Here is a 22913-nt window from a genome sequence, read left to right as displayed (position 1 = left end):
GGGAGGCGGCGCGGATGTGCGGGCAGGCGGTGCGGCGCCGGAGCACCGCACCGCCCCCGGTCGGCCCGGTGTCCGTCAGGCGATCGAGAAGGTGACGACCGACTGGTAGGTGTCGGCGAACATGAACGGCGGCAGCTGGATCATCGCCGCGCCGCCCACGGCGAACTCGCCGCCGGTCAGCTCGTCACCGCCGGGCGCCTGGGAGGCGACCTTCATCGGCGTCTCCGAGACCGCACCCGGCGCGCCCGCCGTGCAGGTGCTCGGGCTGTCCGGGTTGGTGACGGTGCAGGACGGCTGGATGCCGAGCTGCGCCTTCGCCAGCGAGTGGCCCGTAGCCTGGTTCAGGAACGGCGTACGGGTCGCCGTCACGTCCCAGCCGAGGCTGCCGCCGCGGAAGTCCTGGACGGTCGCGGCGTTGAACGCGCCGACCACCGACTGCGCCTTGCCGTTGATGGTCACCGCCCCGAAGCTGACGGCCGGCTGGCCGTCCTTCGGGCCGAGGGCCAGCGGCCCCGGCAGCACCTCGATGTCCACCGGGTTCTTCACGCCCGCCTGCTCCTCGACGAAGACGAAGGGCTTGTAGGGGGCGACCGAGCCGTCGATCCTGACCGCGTCGGCCTTCTTCGTGACGGTGAGGGTGCAGCCGGCAGCGCCGGAGGCGTCCGCGGTGCCGGTGCCGGTGTCACCGGTGGCCGTGCCCGCGAGCAGGGCGGAACAGGTGACCGGGCCGGCCGGGAAGTTGGCGCCGGTGACGGCGACGGAGGTGCCCGCCCCGCCGCTGTTGGGGGTCAGCCTGGTGGTGACCGGGTCCTTCGGGAGGGCTGCCACGGCGATCGAGGCGACGGCGGCGCTGGGGCGCGGGTCCGGCGTACAGGTCGTGGTGTAGACGGTGCCGCCGAGATCGGCGTCCGTGACCACCTGGTCGATCGTGACCTGGACCGTCGTGCCCTCGGTGCCGTCCGGGATCCTGAGGGTTCCGCTGAACGCCGGCGGGTCGGACTTCTTGTTGGCCTCCTGGTGGCTGGGGACCGCCGGGCTGGTGACCGTCTGGGCGACCCCGCCGACGAGCAGCTTCGCCTTGATGGTGTTGACCGTGTCGATGGTGAACATCGGGATCACCGGCGTCTCGCCGGGGTCGATGGTGATCGGTACCGTCTCGCCCGCCTTGGCGGTGTCCGGCACCGTGACCGTGTAGTCCTGGTTGCCGTTGGCGCCCGGCTGGGGCGCGGGGGCGACGCACTTCACCGGCACGGGAGTGGTCTTGGTCGCGGCCTGCGCCGGTCCCGTCAGGGCCACGAACCCGCCCGTGAGGGCCAGGGACAGGGCGCCCGCCCCGGCCAGCACTCTTCGTCGATACGTTCTCGTACTCACTGGGTCGCGACTCCTTCGTCATGACGAACCCCTCCTCCCACCCGCTGTGGGGGAAGGCCGAGCCGGTGCGGATGGCCGTCATTGACGCGTCGCGGTGGTGAGAAGTCAATGGCTTGCTTTCGCCCGAAGCGCACACACATCGATGTCCCATCAGACCCGGTCTGATGGGACATCGGATACCCACTGGTCGGTGGCTCGGGCGCCGTCCGCGGGGGAGTCCCCGGACCGGGGCGGGTCAGTCCTCCGCCGGGATGTGCAGGAGCAGGTTCGCGGTCCCGGCGGGCAGGTTCGTGATCGTGTCCCGGACGGCGTCGCGCACCAGCACCCGGCCCACCTCCTCGGGGGTCTTCGCCGTACCGTCCGCCAGGATCAGGGCGGCGGCGCCCGCCACGTGCGGCGCGGCCATGGAGGTGCCGGAGGAGCGGGCGAGGGCGGTCGGGGAGCCCTTCCAGGCCGAGGTGACGGACAGGCCGGGCGCCGAGATGTCCACGCAGCGGCCGTGGTTGGAGAAGTCCGGACGCCGGTCCGCGCGGTCGGTCGCGCCGACGGTCAGGGCCTGGGGGGCGGCGGCGGGGGAGCCGGCGCAGGCGTCCCTGGCCTCGTTGCCGGCGGCCACGGCGAAGGTGATCCCGGCGGTGACCGCGCGGGCGACCGCCGTTTCCATGGAGCGGCTGCGGGTGCCGCCCATGCTCATGTTGGCGACGGCGGGGCCCCGGCCGGGGTTCCCGAGGTGGTCCTTCAGCATCCAGTCGAGGCCGCGCAGGATGACCGACAGGCGTCCGTCCCCCCGGCAGTCGGCCACCTTCACCCCGACGAGGGAGACGTCCTTCGCGACCCCGTACGTCGCCCCGCCGACGGTGGCGGCGACGTGCGTGCCGTGGCCGTTGCAGTCCTGGGCGTCCTCGCGGGGCATCCCGTTGTAGCCGTTGCGGGCGCGGCCGCCGAACTCCTGGTGGAGGGTGTTGATCCCGGTGTCGAGCACGTAGACCGTGACGCCGTGCCCCTTCTTCCCGGCGTACGTGTACGAGCCGTCGAGCGGCAGCTCGCGCTGGTCGATCCGGTCGAGCGGCCAGGGAGCGTGCCGCTGGGTCTCGGCGCCGGAGGGGGCGGGCGTGGGGGTGGTGGGCGTGGGGGTGGGGTCGGCCGGTGTCGGGGTGGCCGGGTCGGGGGTGGGGTCGGCCGGTGTGGGCCGGCCCGCCGGGGGCTGGGGGGCGGGCGGTGCGCCGGAGATCCGGAACGGCGCGTCCGGTTCCACCGAGGCCACCCGGGGGTCGGCGGCCAGCCGGGCGGCGCGGGCCGCGGTGGTGCGAACGGCGAACCCGTCGATGACGGCGTCGTAGACCGCTCCGACCTGGTCTCCCGACCGCGCCGCCTCGGCGGCCAGGGCCCGGGTCGGGGCGCGGGAGGTGGTGTCCTTCAGGGTGACGACGTAGGGGGCGGTGGGGGCGTCGGTGCCACCGTCGACATCGGGGACGGGGTGCGGCGGCAGAACGGTGGCCGCCGCCAGGAGGGCGGCGGCCGGGAGCAGCGCGGTCATGGCGGTCATGCGGCCGATGCTCGGCCGGTGCGGGCGGCGCCGCGCGGAGGGTGCGCCGAGTGGCGGCACGACACGCCGCCGGAGGGGTCGGTTTCCGCGGTTCAGGCGTCCCGCAGGTTCCAGCCGCGCATCGCGAAGAGGCCCTCGTCCTCGGCGCCCGCGGAGTCGTACGTCGCCAGGGCTTCGTCGTTGTCCGTGTCGACCGCCACCCACATGCCGTAGCAGCCGCGGGCCCTGGCCTCGTTGGCGAGCGCCCGCGTCAGGGCGCGGCCGATGCCCCGACGGCGGTACTCCTCGTCCACTGACAGCTCGTACAGGCACATCTCGGTGCCCTTGTCCGGGTGGGTCATCTCGACGCCGGAGACCATGCCGGCGGGTACGCCGTCGACGTAGGCGATGAGCATCAGGTGGCCGGTGCTGCCGAGGAAGCGCTCGGACCACTCCGGGCGGGCGGGCCCGTCGAAGAGCCCCTCGGCGGCGGCGAGTTCGGCGGCGTCGCGGGCGCGGCGGATGTCCATGGGGGCCAGGGTAGGGGAGGCGCCGCGCGGCTGCGCTGAACGGCCGCACTGCTCCGGCCCGGCGGCGTCCGGGCTCTGTCCGGGCGGGGCTCAGGCGGTGCGGACGGCGAGGGCGGCGGCGTAGGCGTCGGGCGCCGGAAGGTCGAGCAGCGTCCAGCCGGGGACCGGGGCGGGAGCGGGCGCCGCACCCACGTACGGCTCGGCCAGGCCGAAGGCGACGCCCACGCCGGTGCCCTTGAGGCAGGCCTCCTTGCGGGCCCACACCCGGGCCATCGCCGCCGGCTGCTCCGCCTCCGGGAGCGCGGCGAGCTCCGCCTGCTCCACCGGATGCAGGCTGCTCATGACGTCGGCCACCGCCTCCGCCTTCGGCAGGTTCTCCACGTCGACCCCCACCGGCACCCCCGAGAAGGCGAAGTAGGCCATGTCGTCGCTGTGGGAGAGGGAGAAGTGCAGCGCGCCCCCGGCCACGGCGGGACGTCCGTGCGGCGCGCCGCAGCACGGGCAGTCCTCGCGGACCAATACGACCTTCTCCGGCGACAGCCCCAGGTACCCGCCGAGCAGGACCCGCAGGCCCAGGTGCGAGGCGAGGTAGGTGCGCCGGTCGGCCGGGCGCACCAGCCGGGCGGCCCGCTCCCGTTCGGTGGAGTCCAGCAGCGCCTGCGCCCCCTCGGCCTCGTGACCGCCGATCACCTCGCGCGTGGTGTCCAGCGCCCACACCGCCACTGCGGAGCCCGCCGGGGGTGGTCCGGTCAGGGGTGCGGCGCCGTCGAGGTGGTTGACGTACTGGCTCATCCGACGAGGGTAGACGAGGCAGTTGGAGCCCCGGTTAACCTCGTGCTCGACCAGCCGAGCACCACTCCAGGGGGAACACACCATGCACAGTGCCGTCGTGACACCGGAAGGCGACCGGATCCGCTGGGTCGAACTCCCGGGCACCCGGGCCCCTCGCGTCTACCTGCACGGTCTGGGCTCCACCTCCCCGGCCTACTTCGCCGCCAGTGCCGTGCACCCGCTGCTCGTGGGGCGGCGCTCCCTGCTGCTCGACATGCTCGGACACGGCCACAGCGACCGGCCCGAGGCGTTCTCCTACACCCTGGAGGCACACGCCGACGCCGTGGCGCAGGCCCTGACCGAGGCCCGCGTCGAAGGCGCCGAGGTCATCGCCCACAGCATGGGCGGGGCGGTGGCCATCGTGCTGGCCGCCCGGCACCCGCGGCTGGTCTCCCGCCTGGTCCTGATCGACGCCAACCTGGACCCGATGCCGCCCACCCCGGGCCTGGCCGGCAGCAGCGGCCTCGCCTCCTACACGGAGGAGGAGTTCCTCGCCGGCGGCTGGGCGGAAGTACGCGACCGGGTCGGCGCGCACTGGTGGTCGACCATGCGGCTGGCCGGCCGCACCGCCCTGCACCGCAGCGCCGTGCACCTGGCCGCCGGCACGACGCCCACCATGCGGGAGCTGCTGCTGGAGCTGAAGATCCCGCGCGGCTTCCTCTTCCCGGAGCCCGACGGACCGCCGGCCGGAGCCGAGGCGCTGGAGGCCGCCGGAGTCGGCGTGGTGGCCGTACCGGACTGCGGGCACAACATCATGCTCGACAACCCGGAGGGGTTCGCCCGGGCCACGGCGGCGGCCCTCGCCTCGGACGCGGTCTGAGCCTCCCGGGCCTCCTGGCGCACCAGGCGCCCCCGAGCCGTCCCCCGAGCACCCCGCGTCACCTCGCGGCAGCGCCGGCGGGCGTGGCGGCCGGGGCGCCGTCCGGTATTCGGGCCCCGGGGGAGGGCGTCCCGTCAGTCCAGGCGTAGACCTTCTTGCCGCGCACCGAGACCTGGTACTGGTAGCGGTCCCGGCACTCGGGGCGCTCCTCGGCACGGGTGTCGTGCGGCCACCAACGGGCGTCCAGGCGGGGGCCGCCGGTCTTCTTCGGGGCCGCGGCGGCACACTGCGGGCCGTCGAGCGGGGTCTTGCCCAGGGTGAACCGGATCAGCCGGGCACCGCCGTCGCCGCGCGCGCGTATCCGTATGTCGGTCGCGTCCTGCGGTATCCAGCCGGGCAGGACGAACGCCCGGTCGCCCCGTTTCGGCGCGTCGGCGGCGCTGGCGTAGCGCTTGCCCTCCTCCCGCAGGACCTGCTTGGCGAGGGCGTCCGTGACCGGGTTGGGCGGCAGGTTGGGCAGCGCGAAGGCGGCCAGTGCGAGGACTCCCGCGATGGCGGCGGCGATGACGAGCGGACGGCGGTTCATACCCACAAGTGTTGGCACCGGGGGCCGTTCGCGCGTCCCTCCCCGGTACGAACCTCGGCTCTGCCGTAGGTCGGATACGCCGTCATACCTGAGGGGGGTGCCGACGACGTGACTGCCCCAGCCGACGGGCGGCCGGCACCGCGTTATAGGGGCGGTAGGGGTCGGGGATATGGCGTGCTCCGAGGGTGTAACCCGACGCCGCACCGGGAGTTGACCGGACGGCCCACCGCCCGCTCGCTCGCCCCGCCGCCCGTTCGCCCCGCCGCCCGTTCGCCCCGCCGCCCCGGAGGAATGCCATGCGCCGTCGTCTCGTCACCCTGCTCGCGTCCGCGTCCGCCGGTCTGCTCGCCCTGGCGACTCCCGCCTCGGCGGCGGTACCGGCGGACAAGCCGCTGGTGCTCAGCGGTTGGACGCAGACGAGCGCCGCAAGCCACAACTCCTGGGTCGCTGCGCGCGGCAGCCAGTCCACCTGGTCCTCGTACGCCTTCGACTGGTCGACGGACTACTGCTCCTCGTCCCCCGACAACCCCTTCGGCTTCCCCTTCCAGACGGCGTGCGCCCGCCACGACTTCGGCTACCGCAACTACAAGGCGGCGGGTGCCTTCCCGGCCAACAAGTCCCGGCTGGACGACGCCTTCTACGCGGACCTGAAGCGGGTCTGCTCGCAGTACTCGGGCGTCAAGAAGGGCTCCTGCGACAGCACGGCCTGGACCTACTACCAGGCGGTCAAGGCCTTCGGAGTCTCCCCGCAGGACGCCCCCTCCGACTCGGCCCCGACGGAGGCCACCCCGGCCGAGCCCACGGCCCCCTGACCCGCCGGCCCCCCTGACCCGTCAGCCCCCCGCCCAGGCCCCTCGCCCACCGAGGCGCGCCCGGCCCCGCACTCCGTCCCGCCCGAACCCCCGTCGGGCGGGACGGTGCTCTTTCCGGTTTGCGGGTGCAAGGGTCGCGCAAGGACCCGGTCGAGTGATTTTCCGCCAGCCGCTGACGGCCGCGCGAGCCACCGCCCAGGGTGGTCCGAACGGCCTGACGCGGCCGTTCGGGAGAAGGAAGAAGAGTGCCCCCGGCAGGACTCGAACCTGCGGCCAAGCGCTTAGAAGGCGCCTGCTCTATCCACTGAGCTACGGGGGCCGGAAGGTGACCGTGGTGGCCTGGAGCCCCTTGGTGGGGGTGGGACTTCGGTCCGTGCCGGGTCAAGGATAGGGCTCCGGTTGCCTTGTCCCGGTTGCTTCACTCGCGTGCCACGTTGTGGAGGTTCGGTGAAGCGGTCCCGATAATCGCAGGCAGGTGCGATTCTCGCACCGCTTTTGCGCCGCGTCGGCCTGGGTGTTGTGCAGTCGTTATGCCTGCGTCCCACTCGTCCGCCGTGTCCATGATGTCCCACTGGAGTCGCGCTCGGCGCGCAGAGGGCGTATAAGCTTCAAAAATGGTCCCAAATTGGGCATTCTTCGCATGTGGTGACCTTGGATGTTCGGCCTCAGCTGCTCGATGCCCTGTCCGCCCTGCGCGACCGGGTCGCGTCCGTGCGTCTGCCGCTGCCCCTGCCCGGCGCCCCACGCGCCCGGCAGACCAGAGCCGAGCTGCTCGCGCAGCTCGACGACTACCTCGTACCCCGCCTGAAGGCGCCCGAGGCGCCGCTGCTCGCCGTCATCGGGGGATCCACGGGGGCCGGCAAGTCCACCCTCGTCAACTCCCTCGTCGGCCGGCAGGTCAGCGAGGCCGGAGTGCTGCGCCCCACGACCCGCACGCCGGTGCTCGTCTGCCACCCGGACGACCACCACTGGTTCGCCGGGATGCGGATCCTCCCCGACCTCATGCGCGTCTGGGCGCCCCAGCCCGAGGAGGAACTGCTCCCCGCCTCCAGGACGAGGTCCCCGGGCGGCCCCGGCCACCACCCCGCCACCCGCGAGCTGCGGATCGAGACCGTCGCCACCCTCCCGCGCGGCCTCGCCCTCCTCGACCCGCCCGACATCGACTCCCTCGTCGTCGAGAACCGCACCCTCGCGGCCCAGCTGATCTGCGCCGCCGACGTCTGGGTCATGGTCACCACCGCCTCGCGGTACGCCGACGCCGTCCCCTGGCACCTGCTGCGCACCGCCAAGCAGTACAACGCCACCCTGATCACCGTCCTCGACCGGGTCCCGCACCAGGTCCTCGCCGAGGTCTCGCGGCAGTACGGGGCGCTGCTCACCCGGGCCGGGCTGGGCGACGTGCCCCGGTTCACGGTGCCCGAGCTGCCCGAGTCGGCCGGCGGCGGGGGACTGCTGCCCGCCAGCGCCGTCGCGCCGCTGCTCGCCTGGCTCACCCACCACGTGCAGGACCCGGCCGCCCGCCAGTACGCCGTCGGCCGGACCGCCCTCGGCGCGCTCGACTCCCTCAAGCGCCGCATGCCGGAGCTGGCCTCCGCCGTCGCCGCCCAGCACGCCGCCGCCGTCCGGCTGACCTCCGCAGTCGAGGACGCGTACCGGCAGGAGGGCAAGCGGGTCCGCAACCGCCTCGACAAGGGCGCCGTCCTCGCGGGCGACGCCCTCACCCGGTGGCGGGGCTACCCCCTCGACACCACCGCCGACGAACTCCTCGACTCCCTCGCGGAATCCCTCGCCGCGCTGCTCCAGTGCGCCGTCGCCGCCGCCGACGAGCGGATCGCCCAGGTCTGGCGCCGCGAGCCGGCCTCCGGGGCGGTACCGCTGCCCGCGCCGGACCGGGAGGCGGCGGAACGTATCAGCATGGCCGTACGCCGCTGGCGGCGCGTGCTGGAGGAGCTCGCCGAGGAAGAGGTCGCCCAGCTCGGCAAGCAGCCCGCGCCCGACCCCGACGGCGTCGCCGCCCTCCTCGTCGCCGCCCTCCTCGGCGGCAAACGGGCCCGGCCGGCGGGCGAGAAGCTCGCCGAGCGGATCGGCGTACAGGCCGCCGTACGCCTGCGCGACCGCGGCGGAGAGCTGGTGAGCGACCACCTCGACCAGGTCCTGCGCGGCGAACGGGACCGCAGGCTCGCCCCGCTCCAGGCACTCGAAGTCACCCCCGAACCCCAGGCCGAGCTGATCGCCGCGCTGTCCGTACTGCAGAAGGAGAGGTGACGCGGTGACCGCTGTGACCGACCGCGACCACGCCGGCGACCGATGGGACGACGGGTTCATCGCACGCTCGCGCCACCGCGACGGCCGCAAGGGCGGCGCGCGCGGCGCCGGTGCGCGCACCGGCGACGCCCTCCTCGACGATGCCCTGCTCGACGCCGCCCTCCTCGCCAACGGCTACGAGGAGGACGGTGGCGACGGCGGTGACGGCGGCGGGAGCCAGGACGGCGAGGACGGCGAGGGCGACGAGGCACTCGTCCGGGCCGTCTCCGGCGCCGGGAGCGATGGCGGCAAGGCCCCCGCGCCCCCGCTCAGCCCCGAGGCCCGGGCCCTGCGGACGCGCCTCGACGCGCTGCGCCAGCTGGTCGGCCTGTCCCGCACCCGGCTCGACGGCAAGACCCTCGCAGAGGCCGGCCGGGTACTGGACGAGGCCGCCGCGCGCCGGGGACTCTCCCCCCAGCACACCGTCGTCGCCATCGCCGGAGCCACCGGAAGCGGCAAGTCCACCCTCTTCAACGCACTCGCCGGAGTGCAGATCTCCGAAACCGGGCTGCGCCGCCCCACCACCGCCGCCCCCATCGCCTGCAGCTGGTCCGACGGGGCCGCCGGCCTGCTCGACCGGCTGGAGATCCCCGGACGGCTGCGCCGCCGGCCCCGCGAGACCCCGGAGGCCGGGGCGCTGCGCGGCATGGTCCTCGTCGACCTGCCCGACCTGGACTCGGCGGTCGGCGCGCACCGGGAGCACGTCGACCGGGTGCTGGCGCTGGTCGACGCCGTGGTGTGGGTGGTGGATCCGGAGAAGTACGCGGACGCCGTCCTGCACGAGCGCTACCTGCGGCCGCTGGCCGGGCACGCCGAGGTGACCTTCGTCGTGCTGAACCAGGTGGACCGGCTGCCCGGCGAAGCCGCCGACCTCGTACTGGACGACCTGCGGCGGCTGCTGGACGAGGACGGGATCGCGCTCGGCGAGCACGGCGACCCCGGGGCCACCGTGCTCGGGCTGTCCGCCCTGACGGGTGAGGGGGTGGGGGAACTGCGCGAACTCCTCGGACAGTTCACCCAGGAGAAGGGCGCCGCGACCCGGCGGATCTCCGCCGACGTCGACCGGGCCGCGACCCGCCTGCGCCCGCTGTACGTCGCCGACGGGCACAGCGGGCCCTCCGGGCCCGAGATCGGCGAGGCGGCGCGCGCCGAGTTCGAGGACCGGCTCGCCGAGGCGGTCGGGGCGTACGCGGCCGGCCTCGCCGCCGAACGGGCCTGGCGGCGCAACGCCGGCAAGGCCTGCGGGACGCCCTGGCTGCGGCTGTGGCGCTGGTACGAGAGCCGGCGTACCCCGCGCTCGCTCGCGGGCCTGGCCGTCCTGTCGGCGAAGAACCGCACCCCGGGGGCGCCCGCCGCGCCCGCCGAGGAGGAGGTGACCGCCCGCCAGCGGGTGGAACAGGCCGTACGGACGGTCGCGGACGCGGCCGTCACCGGACTGCCCGACCCCTGGGCGCAGGCCGTACGGGAGACCGCGGTGCGCGGCGCCGAGCGGCTGCCGGAGGCGCTGGACGAGCTGGCGGTGACGCTGGGCGCGGCCGTCGCGGTGCCCGGGGGCAAGCCGCCGCGGCCCGCCTGGTGGCCGGTCGCGGTGCTGGCGCAGGCGGCCATGACGCTGGTGCAGATCTTCGGTGGGCTGTGGCTGGTGGGGCAGATCGTCGGGGTCCTGGAGCCGAAGCTGCTGCCGCCGGTGCTGTTCATGGCGGCGGGGATCGTCGGCGGGCCGCTGGTGGAGTGGGCGTGCTCGATCACGGCGCGCGGACCGGCGCGCAGGTACGGCCAGGACGCCGAACGCCGGTTGCGGCAGGCCGCGGCCGGCTGCGGCCGGGCCCGGGTGCTGGAGCCGGTGGCGGCGGAGCTGCTGCGCTACCGGGAGGTGCGCGAGCAGTACGCGACCGTCGCCGCAGGGGGGACGAAGTTGTCCACAACCCGCCAGTAGTCCACAGGCCCGGGCGGGGGACCGGGGCGCGCGGCCAGCATGGTCGTACCTCGTGCGGACGGTCCGCACGGGTACGGAGCGCGGGGAGGGCGGCAGGGATGAACGACACCCTGGTGACGCTGGTGGGGCACGTGGCCACGCAGATCGACTTCAAGGAGACGGTGACCGGGCCGTCCGCGAGGTTCCGCTTCGCGGTGACCCCCCGGTACTACGACCGGCGCACGCAGACCTGGACGGATGCCCCCACCAGCTTCTACACCGTGTGGGCGCGCCGCGTCCTGGCGCTCAACCTGGCCAGTTCCGTCTCGGTGGGGGAACCACTGGTGGTGCACGGGCGTCTGCGGGTCCGGGAGGATCCGCCCGACGGCGAGGGCGTCCGGTGGTTCTCGGCCGACATCGACGCGATCGCCGTCGGACACGACCTCAACCGCGGAACGGCGGCCTTCCGCAGGGTCGTCAAGACTGAGACCGCACTGATGGGGCCTCAGAAGGCGGCGGTGGTCTGAGTGTTCGAGGCGGCTAGGATTCCCCGGTACTCACGGGCACCTTGGTCTCCGGCCCGAAGGGGAGAACTGTGTCGATTGCTGTTCCCGCGTCCTCCGCAACCTCCGAGTCCCGCGCGGAGTCCACCGCGTCCGCGGGCGGCCCGGCCTCCGTGTCCACCTCCCCACCTGTCGCCGGCCCGGCCCGGCCGCAGGTTCCGCTTCCACCCGAACCAGAGCCCGGGGCCGATCCCGGGGCCGGACCCGTGGCCGCTGCCGGCCCCGGGGCGAGAGCCGGCGCCGGCGCGGCAGGCGCCGCGGGCGCCGGACGCGGCTCCGTACGCCGGCCCCTGGCCGCCGCCCTGCTGGCCGCCGCCCTCACCGCCGCGCCAGGGGCCCGGGCGGCGGCCGACTCCGGCCCGGCCGCCACGGGCCGGGCGGCCGGGGGCGCGAGCGCCGTGCTGGACGGCCTCAAGACCTACGGGCAGGCGGTCCTGCGCGCCGGGGACGGCTCGGTCCGGCAGATCCCCGCCGGGCTGTACGAGATGCGGGTCGACGGCGGCGGCATGCTCCAGACGTACGGGGTCGGCGTCGCGGGCTACGCGCAGCCCCAGGCCCGGTACACGGAGAGCGGGTGGGGCGGCAGCCTCCTCGCCGGCAACGCCGAGGCGGGCCGGATCCGCTGGGTGCTGGAGCACTCCTATCCGCAGCACAACGACCTGGCCGGGCTGGCGAAGGCGGCCGGGGCCGGGGCGCTGACCGCGGAGAGCGCGGCGGCCGGGACCCAGGTGGCGATCTGGCGGCTGGCCGACGGGGCGCAGGTGGAGGCGGCCGACCCCGCGGCCGAACTGCTGGCCGACTACCTCCAGCGGGAGGCGGGCCGGCTGCCGGAGCCGCCGGCCTCGCTCGGCCTGGACCCCGGGCGGGTGTCCGGGCCGCTGACGGGGCCCGTCGGCACCCGGCTGGGCCCGCTCACCGTCCGGACGGGGGCGCAGAGCGTGAGCGTCACCCCCGACGCGGCCGCCACCGCCATGGGGGTGCGGGTGGTCGACGCCGAGGGGCAGCCGGTCACCTCCGCCGCGAACGGCAGCCGGCTGTACTTCGAGGTGCCCCCCGGCACCCCGGACGGGACGGCCTCGGTCACCGTGCACGGCTCCACGAAGGTGCCCGTCGGGCGCGTCTTCACCAGCGGGATCCCGGCCGAGGCGCAGATCGTGGCCGGCTCCAGCGAGTCCGCGGCGGCCGCCACCGCCACGGCCGTCTGGCCGTCCCCGCCGGCGGTCCCGGCGGGGGCTGTGGGCCAGCTGGCCGGTGCGGCGGAGGCGGCGACCGCCGCCGAGTCCGTCACGGCCGGGCCTGACTCCCCGGACGAGGAGGAGCGGCTGGCGACGAGCGGCAGTTCCGCGGCCACCCCGGTGATCGCCTCCCTCGCGGTGGGGCTGGTGGTGCTCGGCGGCATGGTGGTCCTGCTGTTGCGCAAGCGGCCGCTGGAGGGAGAGGACGGCGAGGGGTGATTCCGTCCGGCTGCCCCGGGTAAGCGGGGAGCGTGGCTGATCAGAAACTCACGACCTGGCGGGGCACGCTCGCGGCATGGGACCGGCGGCTGTTCGACGCGGTGGCACAGCGGCACTGGCCCGGCGCCGAACGGGTGCTGCCCGCCCTCGGGCGGGCCGCGAACCACGGCGTGCTCTGGGGCGGGACCGCCGCGGCGATCACCGTCCTGGGATCCCAGCGGGCCCGCAAGGGGGCGCTGACCGCGGCCGCCTCGCTGGCGCTCGCCTCCGCCACCATCAACACCGTCGGCAAGTGGTCGGTGCGCCGGCCCCGGCCGCTGCTGGAGGGCGTGCCCCTGGTGCGGCGGCCGGCCGTGCAGCCGTGGACCACCTCCTTCCCGTCCGGGCACTCCGCCTCGGCGGCCGCGTTCACCGCCGGGCTCGCGCTGGAGGCCCCGGCGTGGGGGGCGGCGGTGGCGCCGGTGGCCGCGTCGGTGGCGTTCTCGCGGGTGTACACCGGTGTGCACTACCCGTCCGACGTCGTGGCGGGCGCGGCACTCGGGGTGGCGGCGGGGTTCGTCGTACGCGGTCTCGCGCGCCGTGCCGAGCAGGCACGGGCCGTACCGGGCCACGAGCGCCCGGAGACCGGGGCTCCCGCACTGCCGGACGGGGCCGGGCTGACGGTCGTGGCGAACACCGCGTCGGGGACGCCCCAGGCCGAGGTGCTCGGGCTCCTGCGCGAGCGGCTGCCGGCGGCGGAGATCGTGGAGTGCGCCGGCAGCGGGCTGGAGGACGCCCTGGCGGACGCCGCCGCCCGGGCCACCGTGCTCGGGGTGTGCGGGGGCGACGGCACGGTCAACGCCGCCGCGACCGCCGCCCTGCGGGCCGGGCTGCCCCTGGCGGTGTTCCCCGGCGGCACGCTGAACCACTTCGCCCTGGACCTCGGCCTCGCCGGCCCGGAGGACACCTGCCGCGCCGTGACCGCCGGCCACGCGGTCCGCGTCTCGGTGGGCCGCTTCACCCCGGCCCCCGTCGACGTCCCCGCCGACCCCCCGGCCGACCTCCCGCCGGAGGCCCGTGCCGACGCCGGCGCCCCCGGCCCCGCGGCGCCGGAAGGGGCGCGCCCACCGGTCCGCACCGGCGGGGAGTCGGGTTACTTCCTGAACAACTTCAGCATCGGGGCCTACCCCGAGCTGCTGCGGCACCGGCTGCGGTGGGCGCCGCGGATCGGCGGCGGTCCGGCCGCGGTGCTGGCCGCCTGGCGGGTGCTGCGCGCCGAGCGACCCGTCCGCCTGACCCTCGCCGGCCGGCCCCGCAGCGCGTGGCTGCTCTTCGCCGGCAACGGCACCTACCAGGGCTCCGGCCCCACCCCGCGACGCCGCGCCGGCCTCGGCGAGGGCCTGCTCGACCTGCGCGTCGTCCACGGCGGCGGCCGCCCCGGCCCGCGCCTGCTCGCCGCCGCCTTCACCGGGCCCCTCACCCGGTCCCCCGTCCACGCGGCCACCCGCCTGCGCAGCCTGCGCATCACGGACATCCCGGCGGGCACCCCGTTCGCCTACGACGGGGAGTACGCCCAGGCCCCCTCCGCACTCACCCTCGACTCCCTCACCGACGCCCTGGTCGTCTACCGCCCCCGCTGAACGGCGCGTCCGTCCCGGGGGACGGGCCCCGTACCCGTCACGCCCCGGGTACACAGGGTCATCCACCCGCGCCCCGGCCGCCGCGGGGCACGGGGGCGGCCGAACGCGTTTCCCCCGGGGGATGGACGTACGGCAGTATGGGGTGTATCTGCCCACCATCGATCTGCCGGACGGTTTCTCTTGGCTGAGTTCATCTACACCATGCGCAAGACGCGCAAGGCACACGGCGACAAGGTCATCCTTGACGACGTCTTCCTGAACTTCCTGCCCGGCGCGAAGATCGGTGTGGTCGGCCCCAACGGCGCCGGCAAGTCCACCGTTCTGAAGATCATGGCGGGCATCGAGCAGCCGTCCAACGGCGACGCCTTCCTGTCGCCGGGCTACTCCGTGGGCATCCTCATGCAGGAGCCCAAGCTCGACGAGTCCAAGACCGTCCTGGAGAACGTCGAGGACGGCGTCGGCCCGATCAAGCAGAAGCTCAACCGGTTCAACGCGATCGCCGAGGAGATGGCGACAAACTACACCGACGAGCTGATGGAGGAGATGGGCAAGCTCCAGGACGACCTGGACCACGCCAACGCGTGGGACCTCGACGCCCAGCTGGAGCAGGCCATGGACGCCCTGGGCTGCCCGCCCGGCGACTGGCCCGTCACCAACCTCTCCGGTGGTGAGAAGCGCCGCGTGGCCCTCTGCAAGCTCCTGCTGGAGGCCCCCGACCTGCTGCTCCTCGACGAGCCCACCAACCACCTCGACGCCGAGTCCGTGAACTGGCTGGAGCAGCACCTGGCCCAGTACAAGGGCGCCGTCGTGGCCGTCACCCACGACCGCTACTTCCTCGACAACGTCGCCGAGTGGATCCTCGAGCTCGACCGCGGCCGCGCCCACCCCTACGAGGGCAACTACTCCACCTACCTGGAGAAGAAGGCCGAGCGCCTCAAGGTCGAGGGCAAGAAGGACGAGAAGCGCGCCAAGCGCCTCAAGGAAGAGCTGGAGTGGGTCCGCTCCAACGCCAAGGGCCGCCAGGCCAAGTCCAAGGCCCGCCTCGCCCGCTACGAGGAGATGGCGGCCGAGGCCGACAAGATGCGCAAGCTCGACTTCGAGGAGATCCAGATCCCGCCGGGCCCGCGCCTGGGCTCGATCGTGGTCGAGGTCAACAACCTCTCGAAGGCGTTCGGCGACAAGGTCCTCATCGACGACCTGTCCTTCACGCTGCCGCGCAACGGCATCGTCGGCATCATCGGCCCGAACGGCGCCGGCAAGACCACGCTCTTCAAGATGATCCAGGGCCTCGAGACCCCGGACTCCGGCGAGATCAAGGTCGGCGAGACCGTCAAGATCTCGTACGTGGACCAGGGCCGCGCCAACATCGACCCCAAGAAGAGCCTCTGGGCGGTCGTGTCGGACGAGCTGGACTACATCAACGTCGGCCAGGTCGAGATGCCGTCCCGCGCCTACGTCAGCGCCTTCGGCTTCAAGGGCCCGGACCAGCAGAAGCCGGCCGGCGTCCTCTCCGGCGGTGAGCGCAACCGCCTGAACCTCGCGCTCACCCTCAAGCAGGGCGGCAACCTGCTCCTCCTCGACGAGCCCACCAACGACCTCGACGTCGAGACCCTGGGCTCCCTCGAGAACGCGCTGCTGGAGTTCCCCGGTGCGGCCGTGGTCGTCTCCCACGACCGCTGGTTCCTCGACCGCGTCGCCACGCACATCCTGGCGTACGAGGGCGACTCGAAGTGGTTCTGGTTCGAGGGCAACTTCGAGTCCTACGAGAAGAACAAGGTCGAGCGGCTCGGCCCGGACGCCACGCGTCCGCACCGCGCCACCTACAAGAAGCTCACGCGGGGTTAGGCCGGGACCATGGCCAGACACCACTACCGGTGCCCCCTCCGCTGGGCGGACATGGACGCCTTCGGGCACGTCAACAACGTCGTCTTCCTCCGCTACCTGGAGGAGGCGCGCATCGACTTCATGTTCCGCCTGGCGCCGGGGGAGGGCAGCGAGTCCTTCACCGGCGGCTCCGTCGTGGCCCGCCACGAGATCGACTACAAGCTCCCCCTGGTGCACCGGCACGAGCCGGTGCTCATCGAGTCCTGGGTCACCCGGATCGGCGCCGCTTCCCTGACCATCCGCTACGAGGTCAAGGACGAGGCGACCGAGGACACCCCGGAGACCGTCTACGTCCGCGCCGAGACGGTCGTCGTGCCCTACAACCTCGCCGAGGGGCGGCCCCGCCGCATCACGGCCGAGGAGCGGCACTTCCTGGAGAAGTACCTCGACACGCCCGACAAGGCGCCCGGCCGCGCGTCCGGGGCCGCCGAAGGGCGCATCGCGGCATGAGCGGACAGCTGCGCCTCGCCGACTCCGGGGAGGCGGCGGACCTCGCCGCCTTCCTGGGCCGGCTGGTGCACTACGACCGCGCCGCCGCGGTCCGCCTGCAGGCCGCGGCCGGCGGCGGCGCGCTCGCCGTCTTCGGGCGGCCGCCGTCCTTCGAGGTCCTGGCCATCCGTACGGCGCGCCTCGCCGAGCCCCCGGCGACCCCGCTGGACGTCACCGTCTCGGCGGGCGAGCTGCTGGAGGCCGTCGACGAGAGCGGCGCCGGCGTCGTCGTGCCCGGGCCCGTCACCGGGCCGCCCTGGGCGGGCGTCCTGCCGCCCCGCGGCGGCTGGCGGCCCGTTCCCGGACTGCCCGGCCCCGAGACGGTACGGGCGGCCGTGGCCGCCGCCGTCGCCGAGTTCCGGGCCCGTGACGAGGCGCTGCCCCCGCAGCACCGGACCCGCTCCGAGCGGGACCGCATCGGCCGCGAGATCTGGTCGCGGACCCTCGCCGACACCGAACTCCCGCTGCGCGCCGTGCACGCCGCGCAGTCCCTCGGCTTCCTGCGGCCGGTACGCGCCACCGTCCCGGCCGGCGCCCCCGCGGCGGGCGGCCCCGCCCCGGTGGCCCTGTTCGCCTCCGGCGGGTGGCTGCGGCTGAGCACCCCGTACGGGTCCGTCGCCACCCGGCGCCCCGGCGGCAGCGGAGGGCTGGGCGCCCTCCAGGTCCGCCCGCTGTAGCTATCCGGCGGTGTTGATCATCGAGGCGGCCGCGTAGGTCAGGTACCTCCACAGCTGGGCCTCGTGCTCGGGCGCCAGGCCCAGCTCGTCCACCGCCACGCGCATGTGGCCCAGCCACGCGTCGTGCGCGGCCGCGTCCACCTGGAAGGGTGCGTGCCGCATCCGCAGCCGCGGGTGTCCCCGGTCCCGGCTGTACGTCGTCGGGCCGCCCCAGTACTGCATCAGGAACAGCGTGAACCGCTCCTCGGCGGGCCCGAGGTCCTCCTCCGGGTACATCGGGCGCAGCAGCGGGTCCCCCGCGACACCCTGGTAGAAGCGGTGGACCAGGCGGCGGAAGGTCTCCTCGCCGCCCACCTGCTCGTAGAAGGTCGTCTCCTGGACCGTGCTCTGCGGATCGTCATTCACCCGACCATCGTCTCAGACGCCCGGACGGAGGACCCCGGTCCTAGGACCACCCCCCGCCCCCGGCCGAGAGGTCGCCCCCGGGGCCCGCCCGCCGCACAGTGGAGACATGGGCACGGCGAAGGGCGGGGAGAAGGACCTGCGCGAGACCGCGCACGCCGCCCAGGTACGGGAACTCACCGCCGCCGGCGTGCTCGAGGACCCGGCCTGGCGGGCGGCCTTCGCCGCCGTGCCCCGGCACCTGTTCGTCCCGTACTTCTGGACCGGCCGTGGAGCCGGACACGAGCGGCTGTGGGCCGAGGACCCGGACCCCGAGCACCGGGCCCGCTGGCTGCGCGGGGTGTACACCGACGCCCCGCTCGCGACCAGGCTGCGCGACGGCGAGCTGGTCTCCTCCAGCAGCCAGCCCTCCCTGATGGCCAAGATGCTGGACGCCCTGGAGGTGCGGGACGGGCACAACGTGCTGGAGGTCGGTGCCGGCACCGGGTACAACGCCGCCCTGCTCTGCCACCGGCTCGGCGACGCCCTCGTCACCACGGTGGACCTCGACGAGGAGATCACCGAGTCGGCGCGGTCCCATCTGGCGCTGCTCGGCTACCACCCGGCCGTGGTCACCGGGGACGGCGCGCGCGGCTGCCCGGCCCGGGCGCCCTTCGACCGGATCCTGGTCACCTGCACCCTGCCGCTGATCCCGCCCGCCTGGCTCGGCCAGTGCCGGCCGGGGGCGCGGATCCTGGCCCCGCTGTCGACCGGGCTGATCGCGCTCACCGTCCGCGACGCCGGTTTCGCGGAGGGCCGCTTCCTGCACACGTCCGCCTACTTCGTCCCGCTGCGCGGGGCCACCGCCGCGCCGGAGCCGCCCGGGGCGACCGGGCCGGTGCACGGGCTCCCGTACGAGCTGGTGGAGAACGAGCGCTTCCAGTTCCTGCTGATCCTGACCGCCGGCGTGCTGCACCCCCGCGAGGCGCTGGACCTCTGGCGCCGCGAGGGCCGGCCGGCGCGCGAGCGGTTCGGCGTCACGGTCACCCCGCAGGGCCAGTGGGCCTGGCTCGACGATCCCCAGGGGCCCTACGTGTGGCCCCTGGGGGAGGAAACCGGGGGCGACTAGCCGCGGCGGACGGTGATGGTGGTCCAGGCGCCCACGTGGACGCGGTCGCCGTCGGCGAGGGGGACCGGGACGTACGGCTGGATGGGCTCCTCGCCGCCGTTGATGGTGGTGCCGTTGGTGGAGTTCTGGTCGACCACCGCCCAGCTCAGGTCGGGCTGCTGGACGAGCACCGCGTGCTGGTGGGAGACGCCCGGGTCCTCCGGCGGCACCGCGAGGTCGATGTCCGGGGACTCGCCCGTGGAGGCGCGGCGGCGGCCGATGGTGATCTGGCCGCCGGAGAGCGGGAGGTGCTGCTCCGGGGAGTACGCGGGCAGGTTCAGCCCGGCGGCCTCGGGGCCGCTGCGCTGCATCATCGCCAGGAAGTACGAGCGGTCGGGGCCGATCGTCGCCGTCCACGAGGCGCTGCCGTGCGGCGCCGGGGAGGACTCGGCCTGCGGCGGCTGCGGCTGCTGGTACTCGGGCTGCGGCGGGGGCTGCCGCTCGTAGCCCGGCTGCCGGTACTCCTGCTGGGCGGCCTGTTCCCGGTACTCCTGCTGCGCCGGCTCCTGCCGTACGGGCTGCTCCTGCGCGGGCGGCTGCAACAGCCAGTCGTCCTCGCCCTGGAGCGGCTCCGCCGGGCGGTTGACGCGCGAGGGGCGGGAGCCCTGGTACTCGAAGTGGTCCTGGGAGAAGACCGGCTGGGGCGGGAGCGGCGGCGGCGGGGGCGGCGGCGGGACCGCGCCCGCGCCCGTGCCGGGGCCGGCCGCCTGGACCGCGCCCGGAGCGGCCTCGGGGACCGGCGGGGCGTACGGGGTCGCCGTACGGGTCAGGAAGTTGTACCGGCACTCCTCGCAGAACGGCGCCATCGCCTCGCGCGGGGTCCGGCACTGCGGACACAGCTCGGCCTGGGCGGTCGGCTCTCCGCCGGCGGGAGGATAGCCGTAGGAGGGCGACGCGGGGGCGCCCGCGGGGGCGGCCATCCGGTGGCCGCAGACCTCGCACCAGTCGTCGGAGGCGGACTGGTGGCCGTTCGGGCAGGTCGGCATCGCGGCGGCTCCCCCTTCTCCCTGCGTCATCGCGTCAGGCTTCTTCTCAGGTCTTCTTCACTCGGACGGTCTGCGTCGAACGCGTTTCAAGGGTCATCTCGTCGGCATCGGCGACCTTCGCCTTCAGCCGCACAGTACCCGCCGCCGCGTCCACCACATCCACCACCTTCGCGAGCAGTTTCGCAGTGTCGGCGTTCCCGGAGGCGCTCGCCAGTTGGACGGCACGGCCCAGTTTCGCCGTCGCGCCGTCGACATCGCCCATCTTGCGGGCTTCCAGCCCCTGCTGGATAGCCTCCGCCAGCTCCGCCTGGCCCGTGTAGTGCGCCACCTGCCGGCTGATGGCCGTCGAGGCGGCCAGGTCGTCCGTCCACACCGCCCGCACCAGCCCCTGCGCCAGCGGGGGCCGCGGCTCGCCGTCCGGGCCGGGCAGGACGAGCGAGGCCCGGGCGGCCAGCATCTCCTGCCCCACGGTGCCTTCCGGCACCCGCACGCACACGTGGTACTCGCGGGACTCGTCGCCCCACGAGCCGGTCGGGTAGTCCCCGGCGCGCGGGCCCGCCTCGGTGCGGCGCCCGGTCAGGTCCTGGACGGCGGGGGAGACCTGCTTGACGTACCGGATCTCCGCGCCGACCGGCGTCCACAGGCGCAGCGCGACGTCCGCGACCTCCTTGCCCATGACGTTCTCCATCATGCGCGTGAAGTCCTCGGCGAGGTGGGCCGGGTCGGCGACGATGTCGGCGGAGCCGAGCAGCGCGCTCGCGATGCCGGTCACCTCCTTCACCTCCCAGTCGGTGCCCACCCCGCGCGCGTCACAGGTGAAGCGGCCGGAGCAGGCGTCGAGGGTGGCGCGCAGCACGGCCGGGTCCTCGTGCTCGTTGCGGCCGTCGGTGAGCAGGATGCCGTGCCGGATCGTGGCGGAGGACCGGCGCAGCAGGCCGTCGGCGAGTCGCAGCCAGGTCCCGATGGCCGTGCCGCCGCCGGAGCGCAGGCCGCGCAGCGCCTCCTTGGCCTGGGCGCGGGTGGCCGGGCCCGCGGTGGCGAGGCCGCCCTGGCCGGGGTAGACCTCCCTGGCCTCGTGCGTTCCGGCGATCACGGCGAAGACGGTGCCGTCGCGCAGGGTGTCGATCGCGGCGGCGGTGGCCTCGCGGGCGCCGCGCATCTTGTCCGGCGGGTACTCCATGGAACCGGAGCAGTCGACCATGATCACGACGGCCGCTTCCCGGCCGAGCGGGCGCGCGGCGGTGGCCGCCGCCCCGCCGGTGGAGGTGACCGTCACGATGGCGTGCACGTCGCGGCCGCCGGCGGGCAGGAACTCGTTCTGGTACACCTCCACGCTGAAGCGGGGGGCGCTCGGCTTGGCGAAGTTCGCCATCGGTTGGACTCCTCCTCCGGGCTGGCTGGGCAGGGCGTCAGGTCCGGGGCCGGACCTGTGGTTCCGCTTCGGGTCCGCTCAGGGGGCTGGGTGCGCTTCCGCGGGGGCCGGGTGCGCTGCCTCCGCCGGGTCGCCGAAGGGCACGACGGCGACGGTGACGTTGTCGTGGCCGCCCCCGTCCAGGGCGTGCCCGACCAGTACCTGCGCGCTGTGCAGCGGGCGGGCGGCCGCGTCCACGGGCAGCACCTGGGCCATCTCCCGCGCGGACTCGGCGTAGTTCCACAGGCCGTCGGTGCACACGACGAGCACGCCGGGGTGGTCCGGTCTGAAGCTGGCGGTGTGCGGATCGAGGTCGTACGCGTCCGCCCCGAGCCAGCCGGTGATGGCGTGGGCCCGGACGTCGGCGTAGGCCTCGGCCTCGCCCATCAGGCCCGCCGCGACCATCTGGGCGGCCCAGGAGTCGTCCTCGGTGAGGCGGCGGGGGAGGGCGGCGCGGTCGTCCGGCACCCAGTAGGCGCGGCTGTCGCCGACCCAGCCGATGGTGAGGACGCCGCCGCTGACGACGGCTCCGACCAGGGTGCAGGCCGGGGCGTTCTGCGCGCCGGGGGGCTGCGGGGCGAGGGCGCTCACCGCGGCGGCCGCCGCGAGGATCGCCTCGCGCATGGCCTCCGAGGGGTGGGCGCCGCGCGGAAGGGCTTCGAGCAGCGCCTCGTTGGCGGCGCCGGCGGCGGCCGCCGACGCCTCGTCGGGGCGGCTGGCGGAGGAGACGCCGTCGCAGACGATGGCGACGGTGGCGGCGGAGCCGTCGGGCAGGGCGGTGGCCGACACCGCGAAGGAGTCCTCGTTGCGGTGGTGGCGCAGGCCGCGGTCGCTGACGGCGGCGACGCTGCAGAGCTCCTCCTCGACGTGGTCCCGCTCGCGGGGCTGCGCGTGCCCGCAGTGCTCGCAGTACCCGTCGGTGTCCACCTGGCCGGCGCGGCAGGCGACGCAGGTCCTGCCCTCCCCCTGCGGGGCGCCGTACGGGGCCTCGGGCGCGTCGCCCTGCGGGGCGCCGTGCGGGGCTTCGTGCGGGTCGCCCTGCGGGGTGCCGTCCTGCCGGTCCTCGTGCGCGTGCGGGCCGGCCTGGGCGGCGGCGCCGTACGGGGCTCCGGGCCCGCCGGCGGGCGGGTCGTGGCGGACGCCGCCGGTGCCCGCGTGCGGGCCCGCCGGGCCGCCCTGGGGGGCGCCGCCGTACGGGGCCCCGCGCGGGGGGTCCTGCGGGGCGGGGTGGTACGGGTCCTCGGAGCCGCCGACCGCGGAACCCCACGCAGCCCGCGGCCCGGCTTCGCCCTCCCACCCGGGCGCGGGCACCCCGTACCCGGCCGCGGTCCCGCCGGGTACCGGGGCGGAGTACGCGGCCCCCGCCGGGACGGCGGCGGGCTCGGGGACGGCGGGCGCGGCCGGGGGCGGCGGCTCGGGGACGGCCCGGCCCGCCGCACCCGGGGTGGGGGTGACCGGGAGGGTCGGGGTGGGATCCGCGGGAGGGGGCGCGGCGGAGAGGGCGTATCCGCACACCCCGCAGAAACGGTCACCCTCTTCCAGGGGCTCCGCGCAGCCGGGGCAGCCCGACAGCCGATGCATCGACAT

Annotated in this window: 20 protein-coding genes and 1 tRNA gene; 11 read left to right on the top strand and 10 right to left on the bottom strand. The window is 75.1% G+C overall.

The genetic code is table 11. The annotated features are described in order from the left end of the window. Positions 1 to 75: 75 nt before the first annotated feature. The 4 genes from ACZ501_RS04010 to ACZ501_RS03995 form a co-directional block, all read right to left on the bottom strand. Positions 76 to 1371 (bottom strand): hypothetical protein, encoded by a 1296-nt coding sequence (locus tag ACZ501_RS04010; RefSeq protein WP_468792318.1) that lies wholly within the window; start codon positions 1369 to 1371, stop codon positions 76 to 78. Between the two features lie 235 nt (positions 1372 to 1606). Next, positions 1607 to 2917 carry a S8 family peptidase gene (locus ACZ501_RS04005; protein WP_468792315.1) on the bottom strand — a complete coding sequence of 437 codons (1311 nt, stop codon included), beginning with the start codon at positions 2915 to 2917 and terminating at the stop codon, positions 1607 to 1609. Between the two features lie 92 nt (positions 2918 to 3009). After that, the gene (locus ACZ501_RS04000; protein WP_468792312.1) at positions 3010 to 3426 is read right to left on the bottom strand and encodes a GNAT family N-acetyltransferase; all 417 of its coding nucleotides are present in this window, start codon (positions 3424 to 3426) and stop codon (positions 3010 to 3012) included. A 90-nt stretch (positions 3427 to 3516) separates the two neighbouring features. Then, the gene (locus ACZ501_RS03995) at positions 3517 to 4218 is read right to left on the bottom strand and encodes a 4'-phosphopantetheinyl transferase family protein (protein WP_468792309.1); all 702 of its coding nucleotides are present in this window, start codon (positions 4216 to 4218) and stop codon (positions 3517 to 3519) included. Positions 4219 to 4300: 82 nt separating this feature from the next. On the opposite strand from ACZ501_RS03995, the gene ACZ501_RS03990 reads away from it, so the two are divergent. Beyond that, positions 4301 to 5077, top strand: a complete 777-nt coding sequence (locus ACZ501_RS03990; RefSeq protein WP_468792306.1) for an alpha/beta fold hydrolase — start codon at positions 4301 to 4303, stop codon at positions 5075 to 5077. Between the two features lie 58 nt (positions 5078 to 5135). Here the strand turns inward: ACZ501_RS03990 and ACZ501_RS03985 are convergent, their stop codons facing one another. Next, positions 5136 to 5663 (bottom strand): hypothetical protein, encoded by a 528-nt coding sequence (locus ACZ501_RS03985; protein WP_468792303.1) that lies wholly within the window; start codon positions 5661 to 5663, stop codon positions 5136 to 5138. A 296-nt stretch (positions 5664 to 5959) separates the two neighbouring features. On the opposite strand from ACZ501_RS03985, the gene ACZ501_RS03980 reads away from it, so the two are divergent. Further along, positions 5960 to 6475, top strand: coding sequence for a phospholipase (locus ACZ501_RS03980; RefSeq protein ID WP_362457411.1), 516 nt, complete (start codon positions 5960 to 5962; stop codon positions 6473 to 6475). A gap of 246 nt (positions 6476 to 6721) precedes the next feature. On the opposite strand, the gene ACZ501_RS03975 is transcribed toward ACZ501_RS03980, so the two are convergent. After that, positions 6722 to 6794: transfer RNA gene (locus tag ACZ501_RS03975), tRNA-Arg, on the bottom strand. A 332-nt stretch (positions 6795 to 7126) separates the two neighbouring features. On the opposite strand from ACZ501_RS03975, the gene ACZ501_RS03970 reads away from it, so the two are divergent. The 8 genes from ACZ501_RS03970 (at position 7127) to ACZ501_RS03935 (ending at position 17380) form a co-directional block, all read left to right on the top strand. Then, entirely contained in the window at positions 7127 to 8740 is a 1614-nt protein-coding gene (locus ACZ501_RS03970; RefSeq protein WP_362457408.1) for a dynamin family protein, read from the top strand. Positions 8741 to 8744: 4 nt separating this feature from the next. After that, complete coding sequence (locus ACZ501_RS03965; protein ID WP_468792300.1) at positions 8745 to 10715, top strand: YfjP family GTPase; 1971 nt, start codon at positions 8745 to 8747, stop codon at positions 10713 to 10715. Between the two features lie 98 nt (positions 10716 to 10813). Next, positions 10814 to 11221, top strand: a complete 408-nt coding sequence (locus ACZ501_RS03960) for a single-stranded DNA-binding protein (RefSeq protein ID WP_361600222.1) — start codon at positions 10814 to 10816, stop codon at positions 11219 to 11221. 242 nt (positions 11222 to 11463) lie between these two features. Next, complete coding sequence (locus tag ACZ501_RS03955) at positions 11464 to 12711, top strand: TQXA domain-containing protein (protein ID WP_468792297.1); 1248 nt, start codon at positions 11464 to 11466, stop codon at positions 12709 to 12711. Positions 12712 to 12743: 32 nt separating this feature from the next. Beyond that, positions 12744 to 14330, top strand: coding sequence for a phosphatase PAP2 family protein (locus ACZ501_RS03950; protein WP_468792295.1), 1587 nt, complete (start codon positions 12744 to 12746; stop codon positions 14328 to 14330). A 180-nt stretch (positions 14331 to 14510) separates the two neighbouring features. Continuing rightward, a complete protein-coding gene (gene ettA, locus ACZ501_RS03945; protein ID WP_361600213.1) occupies positions 14511 to 16175 on the top strand; it encodes an energy-dependent translational throttle protein EttA in 1665 nt (554 codons plus the stop codon). A 9-nt stretch (positions 16176 to 16184) separates the two neighbouring features. Beyond that, a complete protein-coding gene (locus tag ACZ501_RS03940; RefSeq protein ID WP_468792292.1) occupies positions 16185 to 16664 on the top strand; it encodes an acyl-CoA thioesterase in 480 nt (159 codons plus the stop codon). Beyond that, positions 16661 to 17380: a DUF8010 domain-containing protein gene (locus ACZ501_RS03935; RefSeq protein WP_361600207.1), complete on the top strand. Its 720-nt coding sequence runs from the start codon at positions 16661 to 16663 to the stop codon at positions 17378 to 17380. The genes ACZ501_RS03940 and ACZ501_RS03935 overlap by 4 nt, the downstream gene beginning before the upstream one ends. Here ACZ501_RS03935 and ACZ501_RS03930 read toward each other — a convergent pair whose 3' ends face one another. Beyond that, complete coding sequence (locus ACZ501_RS03930; RefSeq protein WP_468792289.1) at positions 17381 to 17785, bottom strand: globin; 405 nt, start codon at positions 17783 to 17785, stop codon at positions 17381 to 17383. It abuts the gene before it with no gap. A gap of 106 nt (positions 17786 to 17891) precedes the next feature. Here ACZ501_RS03930 and ACZ501_RS03925 point away from each other — a divergent pair, with 106 nt between their 5' ends. Further along, positions 17892 to 18890 (top strand): methyltransferase domain-containing protein, encoded by a 999-nt coding sequence (locus ACZ501_RS03925; RefSeq protein ID WP_468792286.1) that lies wholly within the window; start codon positions 17892 to 17894, stop codon positions 18888 to 18890. Here ACZ501_RS03925 and ACZ501_RS03920 read toward each other — a convergent pair. The 3 genes from ACZ501_RS03920 to ACZ501_RS03910 form a co-directional block, all read right to left on the bottom strand. Beyond that, positions 18887 to 19945 carry an FHA domain-containing protein gene (locus tag ACZ501_RS03920; RefSeq protein WP_468792283.1) on the bottom strand — a complete coding sequence of 353 codons (1059 nt, stop codon included), beginning with the start codon at positions 19943 to 19945 and terminating at the stop codon, positions 18887 to 18889. The two genes, ACZ501_RS03925 and ACZ501_RS03920, sit on opposite strands and share 4 nt — an antisense overlap. Before the next feature lie 16 nt (positions 19946 to 19961). Continuing rightward, positions 19962 to 21287, bottom strand: coding sequence for a vWA domain-containing protein (locus ACZ501_RS03915; protein WP_362457387.1), 1326 nt, complete (start codon positions 21285 to 21287; stop codon positions 19962 to 19964). 78 nt (positions 21288 to 21365) lie between these two features. Then, positions 21366 to 22913, bottom strand: a complete 1548-nt coding sequence (locus tag ACZ501_RS03910; protein ID WP_468792280.1) for a PP2C family protein-serine/threonine phosphatase — start codon at positions 22911 to 22913, stop codon at positions 21366 to 21368.

The organism is Streptomyces sp. NPDC034085 (assembly GCF_055575555.1).
This window is presented reverse-complemented; position numbering and strand designations above follow the sequence as displayed.